The 22,733-nt window shown below is 71.6% G+C and carries 17 protein-coding genes; 14 read left to right on the top strand and 3 right to left on the bottom strand.

What is annotated here, in order from left to right; genetic code table 11:
- Positions 1–92 precede the first annotated feature (92 nt).
- Both N5875_RS04125 and N5875_RS04120 read left to right on the top strand, forming a co-directional pair.
- Positions 93–374 (top strand): hypothetical protein, encoded by a 282-nt coding sequence (locus N5875_RS04125; RefSeq protein WP_318209270.1) that lies wholly within the window; start codon positions 93–95, stop codon positions 372–374.
- Between the two features lie 170 nt (positions 375–544).
- A complete protein-coding gene (locus N5875_RS04120; RefSeq protein ID WP_338491895.1) occupies positions 545–2,737 on the top strand; it encodes an ATP-binding protein in 2,193 nt (730 codons plus the stop codon).
- A gap of 1 nt (position 2,738) precedes the next feature.
- On the opposite strand, the gene N5875_RS04115 is transcribed toward N5875_RS04120, so the two are convergent.
- Positions 2,739–3,962, bottom strand: a complete 1,224-nt coding sequence (locus tag N5875_RS04115) for a hypothetical protein (protein ID WP_338491894.1) — start codon at positions 3,960–3,962, stop codon at positions 2,739–2,741.
- 450 nt (positions 3,963–4,412) lie between these two features.
- On the opposite strand from N5875_RS04115, the gene N5875_RS04110 reads away from it, so the two are divergent.
- From N5875_RS04110 to N5875_RS04075, 8 genes are all read left to right on the top strand, one after another.
- Entirely contained in the window at positions 4,413–4,925 is a 513-nt protein-coding gene (locus N5875_RS04110) for a DUF6193 family natural product biosynthesis protein (RefSeq protein WP_338499083.1), read from the top strand.
- 390 nt (positions 4,926–5,315) lie between these two features.
- Positions 5,316–5,846: a hypothetical protein gene (locus tag N5875_RS04105; protein ID WP_338491892.1), complete on the top strand. Its 531-nt coding sequence runs from the start codon at positions 5,316–5,318 to the stop codon at positions 5,844–5,846.
- A 172-nt stretch (positions 5,847–6,018) separates the two neighbouring features.
- Positions 6,019–7,308, top strand: coding sequence for a hypothetical protein (locus tag N5875_RS04100; RefSeq protein ID WP_318209265.1), 1,290 nt, complete (start codon positions 6,019–6,021; stop codon positions 7,306–7,308).
- A complete protein-coding gene (locus tag N5875_RS04095; protein WP_338491890.1) occupies positions 7,305–8,762 on the top strand; it encodes a radical SAM protein in 1,458 nt (485 codons plus the stop codon). The genes N5875_RS04100 and N5875_RS04095 overlap by 4 nt, the downstream gene beginning before the upstream one ends.
- A 16-nt stretch (positions 8,763–8,778) precedes the next feature.
- Positions 8,779–10,677 (top strand): ferritin-like domain-containing protein, encoded by a 1,899-nt coding sequence (locus tag N5875_RS04090; protein ID WP_338491888.1) that lies wholly within the window; start codon positions 8,779–8,781, stop codon positions 10,675–10,677.
- Positions 10,678–10,703: 26 nt separating this feature from the next.
- Entirely contained in the window at positions 10,704–11,711 is a 1,008-nt protein-coding gene (locus N5875_RS04085; protein ID WP_338491885.1) for a hypothetical protein, read from the top strand.
- A gap of 159 nt (positions 11,712–11,870) precedes the next feature.
- Positions 11,871–13,922 carry a LodA/GoxA family CTQ-dependent oxidase gene (locus N5875_RS04080; RefSeq protein ID WP_338491883.1) on the top strand — a complete coding sequence of 684 codons (2,052 nt, stop codon included), beginning with the start codon at positions 11,871–11,873 and terminating at the stop codon, positions 13,920–13,922.
- A gap of 34 nt (positions 13,923–13,956) precedes the next feature.
- Positions 13,957–15,123: a tryptophan 7-halogenase gene (locus tag N5875_RS04075; protein ID WP_318209260.1), complete on the top strand. Its 1,167-nt coding sequence runs from the start codon at positions 13,957–13,959 to the stop codon at positions 15,121–15,123.
- On the opposite strand, the gene N5875_RS04070 is transcribed toward N5875_RS04075, so the two are convergent.
- Together N5875_RS04070 and N5875_RS04065 are read right to left on the bottom strand one after the other, a co-directional pair.
- A complete protein-coding gene (locus tag N5875_RS04070) occupies positions 15,074–16,273 on the bottom strand; it encodes a chromosome condensation regulator RCC1 (protein WP_338491881.1) in 1,200 nt (399 codons plus the stop codon). The genes N5875_RS04075 and N5875_RS04070 overlap by 50 nt on opposite strands.
- Positions 16,274–16,429: 156 nt before the next feature.
- Positions 16,430–17,683, bottom strand: coding sequence for a sialidase (locus N5875_RS04065; protein WP_318209258.1), 1,254 nt, complete (start codon positions 17,681–17,683; stop codon positions 16,430–16,432).
- A gap of 660 nt (positions 17,684–18,343) precedes the next feature.
- On the opposite strand from N5875_RS04065, the gene N5875_RS04060 reads away from it, so the two are divergent.
- The 4 genes from N5875_RS04060 (at position 18,344) to N5875_RS04045 (ending at position 22,717) form a co-directional block, all read left to right on the top strand.
- Positions 18,344–19,144 carry a hypothetical protein gene (locus N5875_RS04060; RefSeq protein ID WP_318209257.1) on the top strand — a complete coding sequence of 267 codons (801 nt, stop codon included), beginning with the start codon at positions 18,344–18,346 and terminating at the stop codon, positions 19,142–19,144.
- A 12-nt stretch (positions 19,145–19,156) separates the two neighbouring features.
- Positions 19,157–20,833 carry a hypothetical protein gene (locus tag N5875_RS04055; protein WP_338491879.1) on the top strand — a complete coding sequence of 559 codons (1,677 nt, stop codon included), beginning with the start codon at positions 19,157–19,159 and terminating at the stop codon, positions 20,831–20,833.
- Positions 20,830–22,017 carry a hypothetical protein gene (locus tag N5875_RS04050; protein WP_338491878.1) on the top strand — a complete coding sequence of 396 codons (1,188 nt, stop codon included), beginning with the start codon at positions 20,830–20,832 and terminating at the stop codon, positions 22,015–22,017. The genes N5875_RS04055 and N5875_RS04050 overlap by 4 nt, the downstream gene beginning before the upstream one ends.
- 172 nt (positions 22,018–22,189) lie before the next feature.
- A complete protein-coding gene (locus N5875_RS04045; RefSeq protein ID WP_338491877.1) occupies positions 22,190–22,717 on the top strand; it encodes an EF-hand domain-containing protein in 528 nt (175 codons plus the stop codon).
- Positions 22,718–22,733 lie beyond the last annotated feature (16 nt).

Below are 22,733 nucleotides of genomic sequence, written 5' to 3'. Positions count from 1 at the left end.
GAAGGGCTTCGGGCCGGTCCCCGTGACATCCTCGGACGAACCGCCCACAGCGTGTCCAGTTGTGGGCCTTCGTCGTCCTGCGCGGAGGCGCCATGCTCATCAGCCACGTCGTACGTCACCATGTGCTGCACGTGACGCTCCACCGCGACCTGGACGTCACCAACCGGGCCGCCGCCGCGCTTCAGATCCAGGCCCTGGTCCAGGCGCTCCGCCCGACCCGGGTGGCCGTCGCCGTCCCGAGCGCCGACCCCACCCCGGCCACCCTCAGCGCCCTCGCCCGAGCCCACCGCATGTGCGCGAGCCTGGGCATCCCGCTCACCCTGAGCGGCGCGAGCGCCCGCACCCGCGGGCTTCTGGACGTGACGGCCGAGTAGCCGGCCCCGCCTCGCCCTGCCCCGGACCCCGTCCTGCCCCCAGCCTCGCCCTGCCCCACATGTATCGCGCCAAGAAGGGGAGTTACTGAGGCGTGAGCGTTTCCGTGATCGGGAGACGCGGCGATACAGTCCGGCAGGAGCAGGGCCGGCGACCACGGGGAGGGGCCGACATGTTGGAGGTCGTGGCGCTGAGTGCGTTGACCACGTTCCTGCTGGGGGTGGGGAACGGGGCCGCGGGGGAGATCGGCAAGAACCTGACCCTGTCGGCCGGGGCTCTGGTGAGACGGACCCTCGGGCGGGAGACGCCGCTGCCGGCCGGTGCGGAGGACCGTCGGGCGCTGGCGGGGCGCGTACACGCGCGGCTGGGCCGGGACCCGCAGAGGGCCGGCGAATGGGCGTTGATGCTGGAGGGCGGTCCGGACGAGGCCGGGGAACCCTCTCGGGGCGCGATGCCCCCGGCGCCGTGGGCGTTCACGAACCAGGAGAAGGTCCTCAAACAGCTGCTGCGGGAGGCCGACCGCGCTTGGGAGGGCCGGCCCCGGGTCGTACTGCTGTCGGGCCCCCCGGGCAGCGGTTCCACCTCGGTGGCGCTTCGGCTGGGGGCGGAAGGTCGTGACCGGTTCCCCGACGGGCAGTACTACGTCGACCTGCGTGACGCGTCCGGGGAGACCGGACCGGAGCCGGCGGGCGTTCTGCTGCGGCTGCTGCGCGAGATGGACGTGGATCCCGAGCGGACACCGGCCACCGAGTCGGGTCGCCTGCGGCTCTACCGACAGCTCACCGCGGGGCGGAAGGCGCTCGTGGTGATCGACCACACGACCTCGCTGGCGCAGGTCCGCGGCCTCGTGCCGTCGACGCCCGACGTCCTGCTCGTGGTGGTCGTGTCCGGGCCGCCGCTGCTCCTGGAAGCCGAGCGCGTCGCCGTACCACCGCTGACCGACCGGCACGCGAAGCAGCTCGTACGGAAGGTGGCCGGACCGGAGCACGCCGCGCGGGTCAAGGCACAGCTGCCCGGCGTGCTCGAGCGCTGCCGGGGCAATGCGCTCGCGCTCCACACGGAGGCACGACTCATCACCCGGGACGAACCGGCACCCGCACCCGCACCCGTGGCGCAGTCCGTGGCTCAGTCCGTGTCTCAGACTGCGTCTCGGACCGCGTCTCGGACCGGGACGGGCCGGGACCATCCGGTCCGTGCCGCCGCGCACCTCGCGTCTCAACGTCTCGGCCCGGAGGCGGTACGCCTCTGCCGGCTCACCGCGCTCGGCGCCTGGCCGTCGATCAGCGCCGCGATCGCGGCGGCCGCTGCCGACGTCCACGAGGTGACGGCCGCCCGGCTGCTCGACGAGGCGGTGGACGTCGGACTGCTCGAAGCCCTTCCCGACCTGCGGTACCGCATCCGGCCCGAGATCCGCAGGCAGCTGGCCGAGGCCGCCACGGCCGAGTACGGGATCGGGACGTGCACGGACGCCGTGGACCGGGTCCTCGAAGCGCTGTTGAAGCGGGTGCTGCCCGCGTCCCGCGCGGCCCTGCCGGAGAGCTGGCGGACCGAGCTGCCGCCGGAGCACCGGGTCGGACCCGGAGCCGTGCCGGACGGCATCGCGGTCCTCGCGGCCGAAGTGGGGAACATCGGCCGGGCGGTCGTCGTGGCCGAGGAGCAGCAGCGGACTGCCACTGCCCTGTGGCTGGCCCGTTCCCTGTGGCCGCTGCAGCTGAAGGCCGGGTACTGGGACGAGGTGCTTCCGGCGCTTCGGGACGCGGCGAGGTGCGCGGAGGAGAGCCGCGCGGACGAGCGGATGGCGGCGGCCCTCCACTTCCAGCTGGCGCACTGCCTGGGGGAGACGGGGCGGTGGGAGCAGGCCGGCCGGGCAGCGCGGGCGGCCGTCACGTACGAGCGGGCGGCCGGCCACCTCCGGGGCGAGGCGTCCGCCGTGGAACTGCTGGGTCTGCTGAGCCTGAACCGCTGGTCGTTCGAGGAGGCGTACGAGCGGTTCGCCGAGGCCGAGACCGTCTACCGGAGGATCGGGCCCGGTGAGGAAGGCGCGGCCGACCTCCCGAGGGCCCTCGCCCTGATCGAGCGCCATCAGGGCCGGGCCCTGCGCGGCATGGGCAGACTGGACGAGTCCCGCCGGTGTCTGAACCGCGCCGTGGACTTCTTCGCGGGACGTACGGGAGCGCCGGCGGAGCCGTACAACCGGGCCCGAGCTCTCACGGACCTGGCGGAGACCCTGCACGACGGCGGTGACGACGCGGCGGCGCTTGCCGGGATCGCCGAAGCCGAGGTACTGCTGCCTTCCTCCGCCGCTCCGCACCGTGCCTACCTCGCCGGTCTGCGACGGCGGTGCGAGGCAGGCACCGCCCGGTAGTTCAGCCGATCGCCTTCACGTGGAACGGATGCACACCACCGGCAGTGTGCATCCGGAGCACGACCCCGCGCGCGGGAACCACGCCGCCGTGCGCCATCCAGACATGGAAGGCGGAGGCGTACGCGGCCGGATCAGCGTCCGCCCCGGCGTCGGTGTCGGCGGACAGCCGGAACGTGCCGCGCCGCCCTCGGCCGCGTACGACGCAGGTGTGCGGTCCCGTCACGTACACGGCCGTCGAGCAGTGGGGGTGCAGGCGCAGCACCTCGTCGGTCCACGCGGCGGGACCGCCCAGCCGTGGATCGTCCACCTGCCCGGCACGCGTGATCACGTCGGCCACGTCGAGGTCGCCGGGGTGCCGGGTCTCCTCGTGCACGGCGAGGTGGGCGTCGCCGGCGGCTCCGGCCGGATGCCCGGCGGACCGCTCGACGACGATGTCCGTCCCCTCCACCCGGGTCCGTACGTGCAGCGGGGACGTCACCTTCCCCGGCCGGTACGGAGGGAGAGGAAGCGGCTCCAGGGACGCGGGACCAGAAGGCTCGGGAAGGTCCATCGACGCGTAGAAGTGCCGGCGCAGCAGCTCCGCGGATCGCCCGGGCTCCGAGGTGACGAACCCGGAGGGGCCGGGATCCGGGCGATGACCGCTGATTCCCCGCTCCACCTGAGGCAGCAGCGGAGCGCGGTGATCGAGCCGGGGCGCACGACGGACGAACTCCGCGAGCGGCGCCTCGGTGTCGAGTACGCCCGCTCCGTCGGCGGCCAGGAGTACGGGAGTGCCCAGGGCCGCGGCGTAGTAGGACACCGCGCCGAAGTCCCCGAGGACGAGGTCGGCGGCGAGCAGGGCCTGCCGCCATGCGTGGACGGGGTCGATCAGCGTCAGCCCGTTGCGCCGGGCTCGGTCCAGCCACGCCCGGATCTGGCCGGGCCCGTGCCCGTACCAGATGTTCGGGTGGAGCACGGCGGCCAGCCGGTAGTCATCGGCCGGCAGCTCGGCGGCGAGTCGGGGCAGGAGCCCGGGGAGGACGTCCTGCCCGCCGCCGCTGCCGAAGAACCCCTCGGGGTTCCACGTCGAGTTCAGGACGACGAGCCGCTGACCGCGACGGACCCCCAGCGCCCGCCGGAACCTGTCCCGGTACGGACGCGCCGCGAGCATACGGTCGAAGCAGGGGTCCCCGGCGAGTACGGCCGAGGGCACGGCATCGGCGCAGACCTCGGCGAGGCGCTCCACCTGCTCGGGGTGGGAGAGGACAAGTCCGTCGACAAAGGGTCTCCCCCCGGACAACAACCATTCAGAAGACAACCCGAACGTCGGCGCCCCGGCTCCCGGCTCCCGGCTCCCGGCTCCCGGCTCCCGGCTCCCGGCTCCCGGCTCCCGGCTCCCGGCTCCCGGCTCCCGGCTCCCGGCTCCCGGCTCCCGGCTCCCGGCTTGCCCAGCCTCTTAGTGTATCCGGCGCCGTGCGAAACAACTGTCAGATTGCCCTGAATCAGATCGAGTTCACCGCCGAAGCTCGCGGAGATCGCCAGGTCCACGGGAGTCGAGAGGGCCTGCTCCCATGGCAGTTCGGGCAGCTGCAGTTCACGGAAGAGCTCACGGATACCGCCCTGGAACGCGGAGGAGCCCGTCGACGTGACCAGCACCTGGACGCGGAAGTCGTCGTGGAACAACGGCACCAGATCCATGAGGCGACCGGCCGAGGTCACGTTGTGGACCACCAGCAGGACTCGTCGCCGGGCGGTTCGACTCGTCCACCGACCGGACCCTTCCCCGACCGGTACGCGAATCGCCGGGGGTTCTGGCCCCACTCGTGACCTCCTGAACGAGCCTGGTGTCGTCGCGCGGACACCCTATCGGTCGTCCGAGGCGCCGCCGCGATGCCAAGGCGAAGAGGACGAACGCGTAGATCCGATCGTGCCCCGCACCGCCTACGCCCATCCGGCCCTGCGCGAGCTGTTCCCCATGGTCGGCCACGGCGTCCTCTACCTGAGCCGGTGCGCTCGGTACCCGTGGACACACGACGTGCCGACCGCCTTCCCTCAGGTCGCCGGTGGCTACCGCGTCCGGCGTGAGTCCGACCGCACGCTCGTCGGCGTGGCCGGGACCGTGGAGGCGGCATACGAGTTGATCGCTGCCAACCTCCCCGAGGGCTGCGGCCGGGACGAGTGTCGAGGGCGGCCCGCGGCGGAAGGCTGATCGAACATGCGGGTGAACAGGTCCGCGAGCGCTGCTGACGTCGACGACGGCCGGCCTGTCCGCCGTCTGGAGCAGGGGCAGGAAAGCCCGCATCGTGCGGACCGTGCCCCGGACATGGGTGTCGTACACCTGCTGAGGTCGGCGGCCGTCGGTTCCGCCGCACAGCGTGACCGGCCGTGATCCGGGAGGCGCGTAGGCGTGCTTCCGAGCGCGCAACGCGATACTTCGATACGCTGGGTGACGGAAGTGACTACTCTGCGTCACCGCGCGGGAAACGCCCCCACACCTTTCGAGAGGCGCTGACATGCCGTTCTCCGCTCTCGCACTGGCCGACGATCTGCCACCTGTACCGCTCGCGCGAGGGAACAAGGCGATCGACCGTCGCATCCGGTGCCCGGCGGAAACCTGGAGTTCCTGCTGGGCTTCGGCTCCGAGGCGCGCGGCGTCCGCGACGCCCCACCGAAGTGCCTGGCGGGGCTCGGGACGCAGATGAGGTTCCGCTCGCCGCGTCCGCCGAGGGGTGGGCAGCTGTCGGTCGGCAGCGGACCGCCGTATGCGCCGGCCGTTGTCTGCGACGACGCCACCGAGGAGCTTCCTCCAGCTCACCACCGACCAACCACCGACCAGCCGCCGCCCAGATCCGAGCCGGTGTCGGCCGCCCCGCACGTGCGCCGGATCAATCCGACCAGTGCGACGGGTCCGGGTCCGCGTCCGGGTCGGCCCGGCTCACTGCACGTGTCCCGCCAGGGCTACGAGTTCTTCGAAACGGCGCCCGTCGCCCCGGGTGGCCTCGACTTCGGCGGACAGCCGGGACCGGACGCACCGGCCGACCGGCTGCTGTCCGTACGGGCGGGCGGCATGTATCCGGTACCGCCCGTGCGCGACGCCTCCCCCTGCCTGCCGGACGAGGTGTTCGGCTGAACGAGCCCGGCTGTCCATTGAACATTGGAGATTCACGGTGATCGAACGGATCTGGCTCCATCCACCTCTCGCCTTCGCCCGTCTGGGCCCTTCCCCCACCCCGTGCGGCAATTACCACTACGGCGAAAGCGACCTGTCGCCCCGGGGCACGGGCAAAACCACCGTGGTGCCCATGCCCACCTTCGAAGTCGCCGGCGACGGCACCCTGACCGAGCGGCAGCCCGATCCCGGGGAACGGGTCCGGTTCAAGGACGTCAACGGCTTCCGTCCCATCTGCCCCTTCTTCGAGCTGCGCGGCACCTGGACGTCGGTCGACGGGCGACGCCACACCGACGAGCCGATCACCGTTGATGTCCTCGCCGAGTTCGGCATCGATCTGGCCGAGGTGAAGTGGACGGTGAGCGTCGCCAACCTCAAGGCGTACCAGTGCACCGGCTCGCCGGGCGACCGGATCGAGGCCGCCGTCGAACTGCGGGGTAATGACCATCTGCGGCAACCGCTGGAGGGGAGGTCGCCCGCGGGGGCGGACCGGCCCCTCGTGCCGCCGGGGGAGGGTGTTCCGCTCGGCTCCGTCCAGTTGCCCCGCCCGGGCGGTGGGTTTCCCGAGCTGCGGCTGCGCTTCACGCCCGGTACGGGAGCGGTGTACGGTCCGAGCAACCTGCTCGATCGCACCAGCCGGTACCTCCTGCCCGAAGACCGGTTGTTCCTTGCGCCGGACGCGGCCTGGTGCGAGTTCACCCTCTCCGGTGCCACCGACGCGCGGACCTTTCCCGGGGGGCTCTTCGCCGGCTCGACGCCCGAGGACGGCGGAGTCAGCCTCGGTCTGGTCGACGACGTGTGCGACGGCCTGGTCGGCGTCACACTCGGTGGCCTGACCGCCCGCGCGCGGATCGTTGTCACGCCGCCGGACTTCGCGCCCGATCGTCGGCCCTTCACCTCCCTCGCCGACGGGCTGGCGGACCGGGTCCAGCGGGAAGAGGTGAGCGACCCCGCGTACATCGCCGAGAACCGTGACCTGACGGCATTGGAGGTCCGCGACCTGTTCGAACGGGTTCTGGAGGCCATGGACGCGGTCAACGTGGACGCGCAGAACAACCGCGCGACCCTGGAGAACGTGCGCAGGGCCCGCAGCCTGGGCCTGCCCGAGGGCGAGGCCCGGGAACGGACCTTCGGTCCCCCGGACCCCCTGCCCGGGGTGACGCTCCCCCTCACCGAACGCGGCCGTCGGTGGCACCGCCGGTTCGTGGCGCTGGAGTTCCTGGAGGACCTGTTCCGGGAACGGCCCGAACTCCTCCGGCAGGTCATCAGGACTCCGGTGGAAGAGCAGCGGTGGCACGACCGTCGCATGCCGGTCGCGGTACGCGGCTCCGACGCCTACCCCATGCACCTGACGCGCCGCCAGTACGACCTGCTGGCGGGCTGGGTCAGTTCGCTGCGCGAGACCGTGGAGGAGGGCACATGAGCGTGCTGTTGCAGATCGGGCGCCGCCCACCGGAGCCGGAGCCGGAGCCGGAACCGGAGACGGAGCCGGCATCCGGGCCGCGCGGCCTCGGCGCCGAGACCCGGGTCTTCCGCAGCGCCCACGGCACCCACCTGTTCCTCGCCGACGGCAGCCGGATCTACGACCTGCCGGAAGCCACCGCCGCCCGGCTGGAGCGCTGGACGACCACCGCACACACGCCCGCGGAGGACACCGCCCTCGCCGCCGACCTGGGCCTTCCCCTGTGGGGCGCCGAGCCCGGACTGCCCGCCCCGCGTATCGACGGCACCCCCGCCGAGGTACCGCCCCTGTCCTCGCTGTCGCTCAACGTGATGCAGGCCTGCAACCTCAGCTGCGGTCACTGCTACGCCGACGAGGGCCGCTTCGGCGGTTCCGCCCGGGCCATGCCCCGCGAGACCGCCTTCGCCGCCGTGGATCGACTGCTCGCGGAGGCCGCCCCCGGAGCCGGGGTCGTGGTCGGCTTCATGGGCGGCGAACCCCTGCTCGCCCGGGACCTGGTCCACGAGGTGGTCCGGTACGCGGTCCGGGCAGGCGAGGACACCGGGCACGCGGTCCGCTTCGCCCTCACCACCAACCTGACCACCGTCCGGCCCGCGGACGCCGAACTGTTCGCAGCCCACCCCTTCACCGTGGCCGTCAGCCTGGACGGCGACCGCGTCGGGCACGACGCACTGCGCCGGGCACCCGGCGGCGGCAGCGCCTACGACCGACTCCGCACCGGACTGGCCGTGCTGGAACGCCACGGGCGGCCCCGGCACTTGTCGGCCAGGGTCAGCGTGACGCCGTACACGGGGCGGCTGCCGGACATCCTGGAGCACGGGATCGGCCTGGGCTTCGACGAGGTGGGTTTCGCGGCAGTGGTGAGCGCGCCGGATCCGGCGTACGAGATCGACACCACCGCCTTCACCGGTTTCCTCGACGGGATGGTCGAGTGCGGCGAGCAGGCGCTGCGCGAGCTGTCGGCGGGCCACCCCTACCCGTTCGGGAACTTCCAGACCGCGATGTACGAACTCCACACGGGCGGCCACCGGCCCTACCCGTGCGGCGCCGGCGCCGGTTACCTCAGCGCCTCCGCCGAAGGCGGCCTCTACGCCTGTCACCGCCTGGTCGACGACCCCGCCTTCGCCATGGGCTCGCTGGCCGACGGACCCGACCGGGCCGCCCGGGAACGCCACCTGGCCACCCGGCACGTGGACCGTGCCGAGCCGTGCCGGTCCTGCTGGGCCCGCTACCTGTGCGGCGGTGGCTGCTACCACGAGGTCAGCCGACGCGGCCGGCCCGGCTGTGACTACATCCGCGGCTGGCTCGACTTCTGTCTGCGCGCCTACGTCGAACTTGCGCAGGCAGCGCCGGAGTTCTTCGCGCTGCCGCCCGTATCCGACCTGCCGAGCGACCCGGCCGCCCTCGCCCGTTGACCTGAAGGAGCCGACCATGAACCAGCCGACCCCCGGGAACGCCGGCCTCTCCACGCCCGAGGGAAAGATCTTCCCCCGCAACCTCACCGCCCGTGCCGCGCACGTGGTGCGCGGCAACCCGTCCGGCTCCCGCCCCGAAAGCGGTGTCGACAACTGCTTCCCCGGATTGGAGTTCGACCAGCGAAACCTTGACAAGGCCTTCTTCCGCGGGCTCCTCTTCGACTTCCACCACGACACCGGATCCCGTCTGCTCGCCGTCAAGGGTGGTGTTGCCGAGGAGCAGGGCATCTCCGACGCCGACCTGGGCGACAGCGCGGGGGACGACGAACAGCGGCTGCACCTGTGGGCCGTGTGCGGGCGTACCACCGTGGACCAGGAAGAGGACGAGGCACCGGTCTTCCACGCGGTCGACCTGGACGGCCCGGGGATGTGGCGCCGGGTGCACGACCTGCTGCCGGGGGCGATCTCCATCGTCGTCGGCCGCGGCTCCGGCATCCGGTCACCTGGCGCCTTCTGGGTGCCCGGTGGCCTCAACAGCTGGCGGACGCGGGGCCGAAGCGGGGTGCAGCGCGACGACGCCGGCGTGCTGGAAGTGGCCATCCTGACCGCCGAGCGGGCCGACTACCTGGACCAGGACGGAGTCATCGAACCGGACGTGTACGAGCCCGGCGACCTGACCCGTAGCCTGTGCGCCCCCTGGCAGTACGACTTCCGCGAGTGCGGCTGCTACTACTGGGCCGCCTCCAAACCCGACATCTCCGCCACCTCCGGCGGCGAGTACCGCAACCTCAACTTCCAGCGCCGCGACCGCACCACCGTCCCGCCCGCCCCGGATCTGACCACCATCCTGGAGCGCGGGCCGCTCGAAATCGACCACCCCGAACTGATCATGAACTGGAACGTGCTCCCCGTAGTCCTCAACGGACGCGAGGACGACGCCTTGGGCGTGCCCGCCCCGCTCGACCTTCCCCTGATGAAGCCGCAGGACGTCATCGAGGAACTGACCCGCCTCGCGACCGTCGAGCACGCGCTCTGCCTCGAATACCTCTACGCCCACTACTCGCTCGACGCCCCGATGACCCTGCCCGGGACAACCCCCGACAACGCCCCGGTCCGGCGCGTCTTCGCGGCCGCGCAGGAGATCTTCGGGGTGGCCGAGGACGAGATGCGCCATCTGCGGTGGGTCAACGAGATCCTCGGGGTGCTGGGGCGTCCTCTCCAACTCGACCGGCCCGCGGACGACTTCGTCATCCAGCGGCAGACCGGTCACCGATTCAAGCTGGAGCGGCTCACGCCCGAGCAGCTGGAGTGGTTCATCGCGGTCGAGAAACCGAGCGCCCAGGTCGACCCGGACGGCATCGACGGGATGTACGTACGGCTGCACCACACCATCATGAAGAACCCGAGCGCCTTCCCCCAGGCCGAACGGCTGGCCCACCTGATCAAGCTCATCATCGACGAGGGCGACGACCACTACTACCGGTTCACGGCGATCCGGGGGCATCTGGCCGGTCTGGACCCGGACAGCTACCTGCGTCCGCTGGCGCCCCCGAACGACACGCTGCACAGGGAGCTGCTCCGCCTCTCGGACCTCAACTACGCCATGGTACTGGGCGCGTTGCGCGTCACGATGGAGGCGGGGGACAGCGCAGGAGGACTCCTGAGGGCGCAGGCGGTGCGGTCCATGCAGAACCTTCACGAGCTCAACCACCGGCTCGCCGCACGCGGAGTGGCACCCCGGTTCGCCGCGCCTTCCCCGGCGTTGTCGGACGGGCAGGCGCCCCGGGCCATCGCGCGGGCCGTCAGCGAGGCGGTGCGGTCCATCCGCTCGCTCGCGGACGGCGGCCTCCAGGAGCAGTTGGACCGTCAAGAGGAGGGAGCACGGGCCTTGGTCGCGGCGTGCAGTCTGCGATGACATCCCCGGTGTCCCAGGCGTCCGGCGTGTCCACCGCCTCCGAGGCCGTGGAGATCGCCGGCTCGGGACTGGCGGAATTGACCTGCGCCTGGCTGCTGCTCGCCCGCGGTCACCGGGTCCGTCTCCGGTCGTCCGGGCCGACGGCGGGCCCCCGCCCGCTGCTGCTCAACGAACTCACGCTGAACCTGTTGCACTCCCTGTGGGGCCGTGCTCCGCTGGCGGACTGCCACGATCTGACTCACCGCCAGGTCTGCTGGGGGCCCGGCGCCGGCCCGATCGGTCGGCGCCTGCCCCAGCCGGCCACTGTCGTGGACGGCGCCCGCCTCACCGAACGCCTGCTCGCTCGCCTCGCCGCCCGGTACCCTGACGCCTTCTCCGAGCCGCCCGGCCCACCGCGGTGGACCGTCACGGCCGCTGGATCCTCCGGTCACTGGACGGCCGGGCGGCGCCACCTCCTGGCCGGGGAGGCCCCGCTGGTGCCCGGCACGGACGAGACCACCGCTCGGCTCGTCTGCACCGAACTGGCGTGGCTGCACCTGACCCCACTGGGCTGTGGGCGCGCCCTCCTCCAAGCCATGATCCCCGGCCCGGCCACCCGCCCGACAGAGCTGCTGGAGAGGCTGCTCGCGGGATCGGCTCTGGCCCCCGCCCTGCGGCACGCTCCCGAGATCGCCGTCGCCCTCCCCGCCGCCCCGCGCCTGCACCACACCCCGGTGGCGCCCGGCCGGATCCTGGTGGGTGCCGGTGCGATCCGCTACGACCCGCTCAGCGGCACCGGAACGGCCCAGGCGCTGCGTACTGCCATCCTTGCCGCGGCCTCCATCCACGCCATGGCCAACGGGGCACCGCAGGGCCCCGTGTCCACCCACTACACAACCCGCCTGCGCACGGCCTTCCACGCCCACCTCGCCACCTGCGCCCAGCTCTATCCGCAGGCATTCGCGTCCCCTTCGTGGCAGCACGAGGCGGACGCCTGCCGACGGCGGGTCCCCCTGCACCGGGGCGATGGGGCCCCCCGGGGCGCCGACGCGTGACCGCCCCTGCGTGAGGGGTGCGGGCCCGTCCTTCGGTCGCGCGTCACATGCTTGTTTGTCAGCATGGAACTGTACGGACGACGCACCCCCGCACAACGCTCCACGAGCCCTGTGCACCGCAGCAGACCCCGGTAGCGCCGCATCGCGGGAGATCGAGCCATGGCCGTCACTTCTGCTTCCTCGTCCTCCGGACCTTCCGAGAACGACAACCACGCCAACGGCATTCCGGCCGGCGAACCCGACCCTGCCCAGCCCCCGTCCACCGAGCCGCCGGTGCACGACACCCGGATCGTGCGGGCCGCCATCCACCCCGCGATCGGCGTCGCCCGGGTCGGCGACAGCCCCGACGGGTTCTTCCTCGCCCCCGAGACCGACGACGAGCCCCCGCTGCCCACCGGGTCGTACAAGGACGAGACCGGCGCCCTGAAGCGGCAGGCGGCCCGGTTCCGGATCTACGGCTACAACGCGGCCGGGGAGCCGGTGGCCGAGCTCACCGCGGACAACGCCGAGGTGCGCTGGACCGCGCATGTCGCCAACAAGAAGGCCGACTGGTACCAGTTCCAGCTGGCCCTGGACATCCCTGAGGCCGCCCAGGCGGCCGAAAGCCAACTCCGCAACCCGCTGGTCGCCGGTGCGGACCGCCGCAGGCTCGTCATCGACCCCGGCCCCCGCTCCGTGCAGGGCCCCGGCCATTCCGGCGGCCCCGAACTGCGTTTCGACACAGGGACGTTCCTCGACATCCCGGTCTACCTCGGCGAGCTGCGCACCGACGGGGCAGGGCGGCTGATCTTCGTCGGCGGGCGAGGCGTCGCCGAGTCCGTGGATGCGAAGGAGGCCGACGACTTCGCCAACAACGACGGCTGGTACGACGACATCTCCGACGGCCCGGTCACCGCCGAAGTCCGTGTCGACGGCCGCGAGCTGCACGTCGAACCGGCCTGGGTGGTGGTCGGCCCGCCCAACTACGCGCCCGAGCTGAAGTCCGTGCGCACGCTGTACGACCTCCTCCGCGACGCGTTCACCACGGCCGGAGTGCTCCCCGAACCGGAGCAGGTCTCCTTCACGCACGACATCCTGCCCATCCTGCGACGCCTGTGCGACCTGCAATGGGTCAACCAGGGCCTGGCCACCCTGTTCGGACACGACGGACGCGAACACTTCCTCGCCCCCGACCTGCTGGCCGCCCTCGCCGACCCCAGCGCGCGCCGCGAGGAGCTGCGCCGACAGATCTCGAAGACCATGCGCGACCCGGACCGGGACGGCACGTCACCGATTCCCTGGCCGCCCGTCTACGGCGACGCGATGAGCCTGCCCCCCGTCTCCGCACGCCAGCACCTGGCCCTCTCCCCGCTCCAGACACGGCTGCTGGAGCGCTGGACCCGCGGCGACTTCGTCCCCGACCACGTCCCCGGTCCCGACGCCACACCCACGGAACTCGACCGGCTGCCGCTCGCCGTCCGCCCCGCCGCCCTCGACCGCGCGGCCCTGTCCTTCTGCCTCGCCGACGCTTTCCATCCAGGCTGCGAGATCACCTGGCCGATGCGCCACACCACGCTGTACAGCGCGCCGTTCCGCATCCGCCCGCGGAGCGGTCCGGAGCGCTCCTACGGCAAGGTGCTCACCCCGAAGACCGCTCTGGCGTACGGCGGGCCGCTGTACGCCCAAGGCCCCGGCGACCTGACTCGCTGGATGGCCGTCCCCTGGCAGACGGACACCGCGAGCTGCCGCTCCGGCTACGAACGCCGGTACGACCCGTACCTGCCGACGTTCTGGCCCGCCCGGGTGCCCAACCACGTCCTCACGGAGGAGGACTATCTGATCGCCGTCGACACCACGCGCCCGCGCGAGGAGCGGCTCGCGGCGTTCTACCGGCGGGCCCCCTGGGACCGCTGGCTGCCCTCGCCCTACAAGGCCACCATCAACGCCATGGTGAAGGACTTCGGCCGGCTCGGCCTGGTCGAACGCCGTCCGGGCGCCACCGACGACCCCCTGCTGCCCACCGAGATGCTCGTCGAGTCCGAGGTCTCCTTCCCCGCCGAGCCGGCCCCGCCGCGCGGCCGCAACCTGCTGAGCCTGCACGTACCGCTCGCCGCCGACGAGCGGCTGCGGGACGCCGTCCTGGCGACCGCCGTCGCCCTCGCCGAGGAACCCGACGAGGAACTGTCAGCGGGCTACATCGCGAAGGTCGCCCGCTTCCCGGGCAACCGATGACCCGGCACACGACGGCCGGCCCCGGCGGCCGGCGGTGACAGGTCACGAGGTGTACGACGCGGTCGTCGCCGGCGGGGGACCGGCCGGCGCGGTGGCCGCCCTCGTGCTCGCGCGGGCCGGGCGGCGCGTGGCGATCGTGGACGACCCACCCGCGCCCGCGGCGTGTGCCCACAAGGTCGGCGAAAGCCTGCCGTCGGCCGCCGCCCCGCTGCTGCGCGACCTGAACCTGTGGCCCGGCAGCACCGCCGCGCCCCACCTGCGCTCCACCGGGATGTACGTCTCCTGGGGCTCGCCCGCGCTGCACGAGCGCGGCCCGGTGCAGGACCCGTACGGTGCGGGATGGCAGCTGGACCGCCTCCGCTTCGACGCGTTCCTGCGGGAGGCGGCCCAGGCGGCGGGCGCCGAGCCGCTCCGCGGGCGGGCCGTGGACGCCGTGGACGACGGCCCCGGCCTGCGCCTGCTCGTTCGCCAGGAGCACGGCACACGGGAGCTGCGCTGTGCCTGGGCCGTCGACGCGACGGGACGGCGCGCGGCCCTCGCCCGGCGTCGAGCGGCCCGTCGGCGGCAGGACCGGTTGGTCGCCGCTCACGTCCTGATGCCGCGTCAAAACAATTCCACCGGCGGGGAATCGGACCGGGAGGCCAGGACCGTCGTCGAAGCGGTGCCGGGCGGATGGTGGTACACGACATTGACCCCCGTGGGCCGGATCGTCGCTCATCTGACGGACCCCGACCTCGCCGACCCCCGTCTGCGCACCCCCGACGGATTCCTGGGCGCCGCCCTGCGCACCCGGTACATCGGCGCCCGCCTCACGACCGGGGACCTCACCGGTCCGTCGGCTGTGCGCTGGAGCACTGCCCACGGCCTGCGCCTCACGCCGTACGGCGGCCGGGACTGGATCGCCGCCGGTGACGCGGCGCTCGCCTTCGATCCGCTCTCCTCGCAGGGCATCCTCACCGCTCTGCACAGCGGAGCCCGCGCCGGCCTCGCCGTGGCCCTGTGCCTCGCGGGCGCGCCGCCCCGCCCGGTCCTGGCCTCGTACACGGACTTCCTCGACGGCGTCGCCGCCGCCTACGTACGCCATCACGCGGAGGCGTACGCGGCGGAAACCCGTTGGCCGGAACTGCCGTTCTGGCAACGGCGGGGGGCCCTCAGTAGGCGTAGGCGGACCTGCCGGTGGTCGTGGTCGAGACGCGGGTGATCCCGCTGCCGTTGGGCAGCGCCCTCACCGGTGTGTGGTCCCGGGCGGCGGTGGGGATGCTGGTGCCGTCGCCGAGCTGGAAGTAGTCGTTGTTGCCGAGGGTGAGGACGGAGCCGTCGGGCTGGGCGGCCAGGGTGAAGTCCCAACCGGCGGCGATGCGCTTGGTGCCTTTGAGTTTGTCGATGATGACGGGGGTGACGTGCTCGGCGACGTCGCCGTCGCCGAGCTGGCCGTACTTGTTCCAGCCCCAGCCCTTCACCGTGCCGTCCTCCAGGATCGCGAAGTCGTGGCCGTACCCCGCGTGGATCGTCGCGACATCGCTGAGCCGTTTCACGTCGGTGGGGGTGGGGCTGTTGGACTTGGTGTCGTTGCCGAGCTGGCCGTAGAACCCCTCACCCCAGGACTTCACCTTGTTGTCCAGCGTGAGGGCGAGGACATGGCTGCATCCGACGGAGATGGCGGCGATGTCGGTGAGGCCCTCGATCTGCTGCGGGGTCTCGCGGCTGACGGTGCTGCCGATGCCGAGTCGTCCGCCGCTTCCGTCCCCCCAGGTCCACACGGTGTTGTCATTGCGCAGCGCGACGCTGAAGTTGCAGCCGGCCCCCACGTCTTTGACGTCGTAGAGCCCCACGGGGAGGGGGGTCTTCTTCGGTCCGGTCTTGCCGTCGGCGTCGAACGAGCCGATGCCGAGCTGGCCGTAGGCGTTGCTTCCCCAGGCGTAGACGCGTCCCTTGCGGACGGCGAGGACGTGGTTGCTGCCGGCGTCGACGGCGCTGACGCCCGACAGTCCGGCGACCGCGGTCGGAACCGCCTGGCTGGTCGTGGTGCCGTTGCCCAGCTGACCCTGGGCATTGGCTCCCCAGCTCCTGAGCGTGCCGTCGGTGAGCAGGGCGACGGCGAACCCGTTCTCGTCGCCGCCTCCCCCGGAGAGGGTGCGCACGTCGGTGCGGGCGACGCCGACGACGTCGGCAGGGGTCGGTTGGGTGGCGCTGGTGGCGTTGCCGAGCTGACCGTAGCCGTTGGTGCCCCAGGTCCGGACCCAGGGGTCGGTGGCGGCGGAGGCCGGGTGGGGGACGGCGAGGGCGGCGAGGGACAGCGACACGAGGAGCGTCGTGGTCACGGCACGCCGCGCTGCGGGCTTGGGGGGCATGGGATCACCTCTGGGGATGCGAGGGGCGGAGGTTCGGGCGCGGGACGGCCCGTACGCGCTGCAGTCGGGGGAGTGCCGCCACGGGACGGGAGCGCCGGGTGGCCGTCGGCGCGGTGCGCCGGGCACGGCCGGCCCGGGCTTCGTGGCGGTCAGCGGTCAGTGCACGTAGGTCGTGTTGCTGCCGAGGGACGCGGTGACGTCGGTGGTGGAGGAGTCGGAGTCGAGGACCTTCACCAGGACGTGGCTGTCGGTGGTGGTGCCGTTGCCGAGCTGGCCGTCGGCGTTCTGGCCCCAGGTGTAGATGTGGTCGTCCTTGAGGGCGACCCCGTGGTGCGCACCGGCCCCGATCTTGACGAGGCCCCTCAGCTGCGGGATCTCGATGGGGGCGGTGCGGTTGGTCCGGTAGAACTCGCCGTCGTAGAACTCGTTCTCGTCGAGGAGCTGACCGTACTGGTTGTGTCCCCACCCCCAGATCTGGCCGTTGCTCAGCCGGGCGTAGTTGTGCCAGCCGCCGGCGTCGATGTCGGCGACGTCTTCCAGGAAGTCGACGTCCACCGGGGTGGCGGACGAGGCGGTGGAGGAATTGCCCAGCTGGCCGTAGACGTTGTAGCCCCAGGACTTGACGACACTCGTGCCGGCCGGCGCGCCCTCCTCCTGACCCTTCTCGACCTGGGTCAGGGCGATCGCGTGGTGGCAGCCCGCGTCGATCTTGGCGACCTTGGGCAGACCGTTCACCCGGCGCGGTACGGGGCTGGTCTCCCGCTTGCCGTTGCCGAGCTGACCGTGGACACCGCGGCCCCATGCGTACACCGCGCCGTTCTGCAGCAGAGCGAGGCTGAAGTCGCAGCCGGCGGCGATCTGCTTCACATTCGGCAGGCCCTGGATGCGGGCCGGGGTGCTGCGGGTGTCGCCGGTGCGGTTGTTGCCGAGCTGACCGTAGGCGTTGTCGCCCCACGAGTAGACCTGGCCGTGCGCGTCCAGGGCGAGTGCATGCTCGCCACCCGCCGCGATGTCCGTCACGGGCGGCAGTTTCGGAACCTTGACCGGCACCTTCTGAGCGGCGTGGCTGCTGTTGCCGAGCTGGCCGGAGGCGTTGTGGCCCCAGGCCCGTACGGTGCCGCCGGTGGTGGCGAGCGCCAGGGCGAAGCCGTTCTCCGACGTGGTACCGCCGGCGGAGATCTCCTTGACGTCACCGCGCAGGAGGTCGGTGACGGCGGCGGGCGTGGAGCTGTCGGTCACGGTCCCGTTGCCGAGCTGGCCCACGCTACCCGCGCCCCAGCTCGTCACGGTGGGCTGGATCTCGTCCGCCGTCGCGGAGGTGGTCGCAGCCGGTAGGGCACAGGCTGCTGCCGTCGTCGCCACGACGGATATGAGGCGCACCAGGGCGGTGCGACGCGCTGCGGGGGACATGGCGCTCCTTCGGTTTCCTCGGGTGGGCAGGTCGCGAATCCCGGCATGTACGAGGCCGTGTTTCCCGGCATGTACGAGGCCGCGTTTCCCGGCATGTACGCACGCCGGACATGGGATCGACTGTGCGACGTTCGCAGCCTGACCCAGGTCAGACGGCGCCGCGACCGGTGTGCCGCCTTCTCACTCGAACGACCGCCGACCGCTCGGGGGGCGCACTCGGTGACGGCGTGTTGCGCCCGGGAAACCCCCATGCCGGACGGCTGTTGAGGTGAGAGCGGTGGCACGTACGGGCTCGCGCGGTGCCTCTCACCGGTTCGGGCGACGTCTCATACGGTGACAGAGAGGGGGAGTTGAGGGTTCGGAAAGGCGGGACACGCGTGGCCGGGGCCATCCCGGTGAACCGTCGAGATGAGCACCCCCACTCCCGAAGAAATGATTCTGTACGGCAATTCGAATAATGCGATCGTGTGATCTCAGGGCGTTGTGGTGAATCTCCCTGTGCATGTCGATCGATGTCGGACTGAAACCCGCCGGCGGGGCGATCTATGAAGAATCGTTTCTCCATCCTCACGTCCACCTCGCCCGGTTCCGGAGGCCGCTGTCGCGGAGAGCACCGTTCGCACAATGAGTGCCTCAGACAAACGCCCGACAGGAGAAGCCATGCTCTGTTCGAGACGGGCCGTCGTGTACGTCGCCGGAATCGCCGCCGCCCTGTGCGTGGGCGTGACCGCGGCCCCGGCGACCGCCTACGGCCCCGGCTCCGACGCCTCCGGGGATGCGGACGACTACCTCGCCCACGTCCTGCGGGACCTCCAGGACTTCCGGACGGCCTTGGGGTACGGCAGCGAAGGGGGCGATGCCGTCCCGCGCACCGGCTTCGCGGCAGACGGCCCCCCGGTCGCGTACGCCTTCCGGCTCCCGGCGGACTGGGTCCCGCACCGGTTGTCGCCGGCCACGACGCTCCCCGGCGATCCTTCTCCGCCGTCCATGGACATGCCCGGCTACCCCCAGGGCGACCAGCCGGACGTGAAGATCTCCGACCCGTGCGCCGACGGCAGCAAGAACCCGGCGGGCTGCGGCGCCCGGGAAGGCATTCAGAAGGAGATCGAGGACTGCCCACCCGGCAAGGCGGGCTGTCTGGCGAAGTACGCCACCGACGGCGAGGCCACCCGGACCGACCTGAACTCGACGGCGAATTTCGTGAACACGCTGGCCAACAAGGACCGCTACGCCTCTCCCCGGGGTGCCGCGGCGCAGATGTGCGGCATCTTCTCCCAGCTCGTCTCCTTCTACCGGGCCGATCAGTACGAGTTCCCGCCGACGACCGCCAACTGCCTGCAGGGCCTGTCCGGAGACGACCAGGAGCACGCCACCGTCACCCCTGTCGGCACCCTGACACGCCTCCCCGCCGAGCAGTCCACACAGTCCCAGCAGCCGCCGTCACTTCGGCCGTCCCGGTAAGGAGTCCCCCTCGTGCGCGCTCTGCCCCTGTGTCTTCCCACGGCCACCGCCCTCGGCGGCGTGCTCCTGTTGCCCCTCGCCTGCGGTCCCGTGTACGCGGCTCCGGCCGCCGCCGCGCAGTGGCGGAGTACGGACGTCGCCAACGGCGATTTCGCGGCTCCCGCGCTGTCGACCACCGCGGAGGTCGGCCAGGAGATCCTCCCCAAGGAATGGTCCGGCAACGACGTGATGGTCTTCTCCGGCCCGCTCGCCCGGCGTTCCGACAAGCGCCAGGCCGTGTCTCTCAACGACAGCACCGGTCCCGGCGTCCTGCGCCAGCGCCTCTGGGGCGTCAACGCCGGTGCCACGGTGCGGGTCAGCTTCTCCGACTCCGCCTCGACCCTGTCCACCTGCACCCCGGCCCGGATCGCCGACGGCCAGCGGTACAAGGTCTCCACGTTCAAGCCGGTGGAGTACGGTCCCGACGGCAAACCCTCGAAGGACCGCCCGGTCGACCACACGCAGGAGTACCGGACCGAGGGATATGTGAAGCCCGCCAACCAGACCGGGAACGGGTCGTGGTCCGACACCCCGAAGGTCTTCGCGTTCACCGCCGCCGAGGACAACCCGCTGATCGCCTTCGAGTCGCTGGAGAAGCCCACGGGCGCCGGTGACGAGGCGAAGAAGTGCGGCCCGCTCATCACGGCCGTCGGCGCTCAGCAGCAGACGGCCCCCGTCGACTACCACATCGAGCAGAACAACCTGCCCTGGCGGGCCTACAAGGGGCATGACGAGGTCCCGCTGGAAACGGCCCTGGAGACCTGCAAGGGCGTCGACGGCTGCCGCTTCACGGCCGACCCTGCCTACTCCTACCAGTACTACTCCAAGGTCCGGGTCATCGGACACGCGGCCATCAACTGCACGCGCAACCAGAAGACCGACACCCGAACCCTCAACTACACCGAGGAGGGCTTCGACAGCATCACCCAGGAGATCCGCCGGCTCAGGAACGCGGCCCAGGTCGACCAGAACCTGGCCAACACCGGCGGCGACGACAAGGGGGCGGGATCGCCCAACCTCCAGGAGGCGTACCCGCAGATGTTCAAGCAGGCGGCCGCCGGATTCCAGCGGCTCCAGGGCAACAACCGGCTCGCCAACACGACGGATCCGCTCACCACGACCCGTACCACCGAGAAGACCGTGGCCCAGGCCGTCCAGCCCGGCGAGGCCAGTTGGTTCGAGGCGCAGGCCTCGCGCGAGCGTGTCTCGGGCATCTTTCAGGGGGTCGGCAATCTCCGCATCGACGCGATGCTCGACTACCCGTCCAACCGCGTCCCGGACCGCTTCTACCAGCGCACCGGGCCCATGACGCAAGACGAGCAGCGGCACTGCCTCACCGAGCGTCCACTGCGGGTCACCCCGGACAACACCGGCGTGGACGCCCGCTCGGACACCGGGGCAGCCGTGACCCGTACCGAGTTTCCCGCCGCACAGAGCGCCGCACCGGCTCCGGCGGCCGCTCCCGCCTCCGTCCCCGCCTCCGTCCCCGCTCCCGCCTCGGCGACTCCCGCGGCGGGCGCACCCTCCGCGAACGCACCAACCGCGGGCGCCCCAACCGCCGTACGCCTGCCGCCCCTCACCCAGACCCCGGCCGCGGCTGTGCCCGCCGCGCCTGCCGCCCCCGCCCCACAGCGAGGAGTCACGTCATGAGAAAGCACGCCCTCCTTCTTCCGGTGGCCGCCGTGTCCCTCGCCCTGGCCGCCACCGTCGCCACCGCGCACCCGTCCGCCGCCGCGCTGCCCCCGCTCCCCCTCCCCGAGGGAGACGGCATGCCCACCCCCACGGCGACCCGCAACGGCGCCCCCGCCCCCGTCAAGGACGTACTGAAGTCCTGCAAGGGCACCGTCAATTGCAACTTCCAGATCGCGCAGGGCCCCACGGAATATCTCAGCGCCGTCACCACCGTCGGCAGTGCCATCGTCAACTGCTCGGACGCCGACATGACGGTCGAGCGCGAGGTCACTCTCACCTCGTCCACCACCGACAACGTCGAGGGAGAGATCTCCGGTTCCTGGACGCACGAGGGCACCGTCGACAAGACGGTCTGGGGCGAGAACCTCGCGGAGCACACCGAGTCGGCCAAGCTGCAGAACACGGGCACCACCACCGTGACCGGAACGAAGCGGGACCAGAGTTCGACCAACAACGGGACGATCAACCACTCGGCACCCAAGGACAAGGGCCCGAACACGGAGACGCACTCGTTCAACGCGACGCAGAACGAGACCACGAGCCAGACGCAGAACCAGGCCCAGACCCAGACCGAGGTGGCCTCGTCCGCCAAGGGATCGGTCACCGGCCACAACGAGCTGAAGGTCGGCGTCAAGGACGCCTTCAACGCGGCCTTCCGTCACAAGGCCAGCCGGGAGCTCGCGCAGACCGTGCAGGAGCGGATGATGTACACCATCACCCTGAAGCCCAAGGACGTCCTCGCCCTCGGGGCCCAGAACGCCATGGTCCGCACTCAGGGCACGCTCCGCGTCAACGAGAGCGCCGGCGTCGCATCGGTGCAGAACATCACGGTGAACAGCCCCTCCACCACGAACGCCAGCTCCCTGCTCGCGCAGACCTATACGGACTACGGCAAGTGCATCGGGCTGCGCCCGTCCAAGCACGCCGCCGATCCGCAGCCCGGGCCCCGGCGCGACACCCCGGCAGGTACCCCTGGGAGCACCCCCCGGGATCTGCGTACCACGGAGTCGAGCGTCGAGCCCGCCCCCCGTCCGGTCGGCGCCGCCCCAGGCCTCTACGAGATCGCGGGGCCCCCCTCGGGGTCGAGCCCGGAGACAGTCCACGTAGTCCCGCTCCCGCCGGGTACCACTGCCGGGCCGTGACCTGCTCGGTGACCTTCGGAAATAGCTCTTCATTTCATTCCGGAAGAATGCTTGTCAGGCGTATATGCCGTAAGGCGGACGTTTCTTGACACAGTGAATCCGCCCCTCAAAGATGAATCCGGAGCACATATTCGTGCTCTTGGTCGGTTACTCGCCAAAAAGGAGGAATTACATGCCGTCGGATGTGCAGGAGCGAAAGCTCCAGCGGCATTTCGAACTGCTCGACGTGGACCGCAACGGGTTCATCGAGCAGGAGGACCTCGTCGCCTTCGCCGACAAGATCACCGAGTCGGCGGGCGCCGCGGGCACCCCGCAGGCCAAGGCGTTCCGCTCGGAGGCGGAGCGGGTCTGGCAGTCGCTCCGCAAGTCCCTCGACCAGGACGGGGACCAGCGGGTCAGCCGGGACGAGTTCGTCAGCGCGGCCGACATCGACCAGGTGATGAACGAGGCGGTCAAGCTGGGCCGCCTGTCATTCGATGTCGTCGACCGCGACGGTGACGGCCGGATCAGCCAGGCCGAGTGGACGCGCATGGACCAGAGCATCGGCATCGCCCACGCGGACAGCATGGCCGGTTTCGAGCAGCTCGACCGCGACGGTGACGGCTACATCAGCCGCGACGAGTACGCGCGCGGCGTCGAGGAGTTCTATCGCAGCGACAACCCGTCGGCCGGCGGGAACTGGACGCTCGGCACATTCTGATCCAGCGGCGGGCCAT

It is taken from the genome of Streptomyces sp. SJL17-4 (assembly GCF_036826855.1).
Taxonomy (GTDB): Bacteria; Actinomycetota; Actinomycetes; order Streptomycetales; family Streptomycetaceae; genus Streptomyces.
The sequence above is the reverse complement of the archived record's forward strand: the minus strand, read 5'-3'. Positions and strand labels throughout refer to the sequence as shown.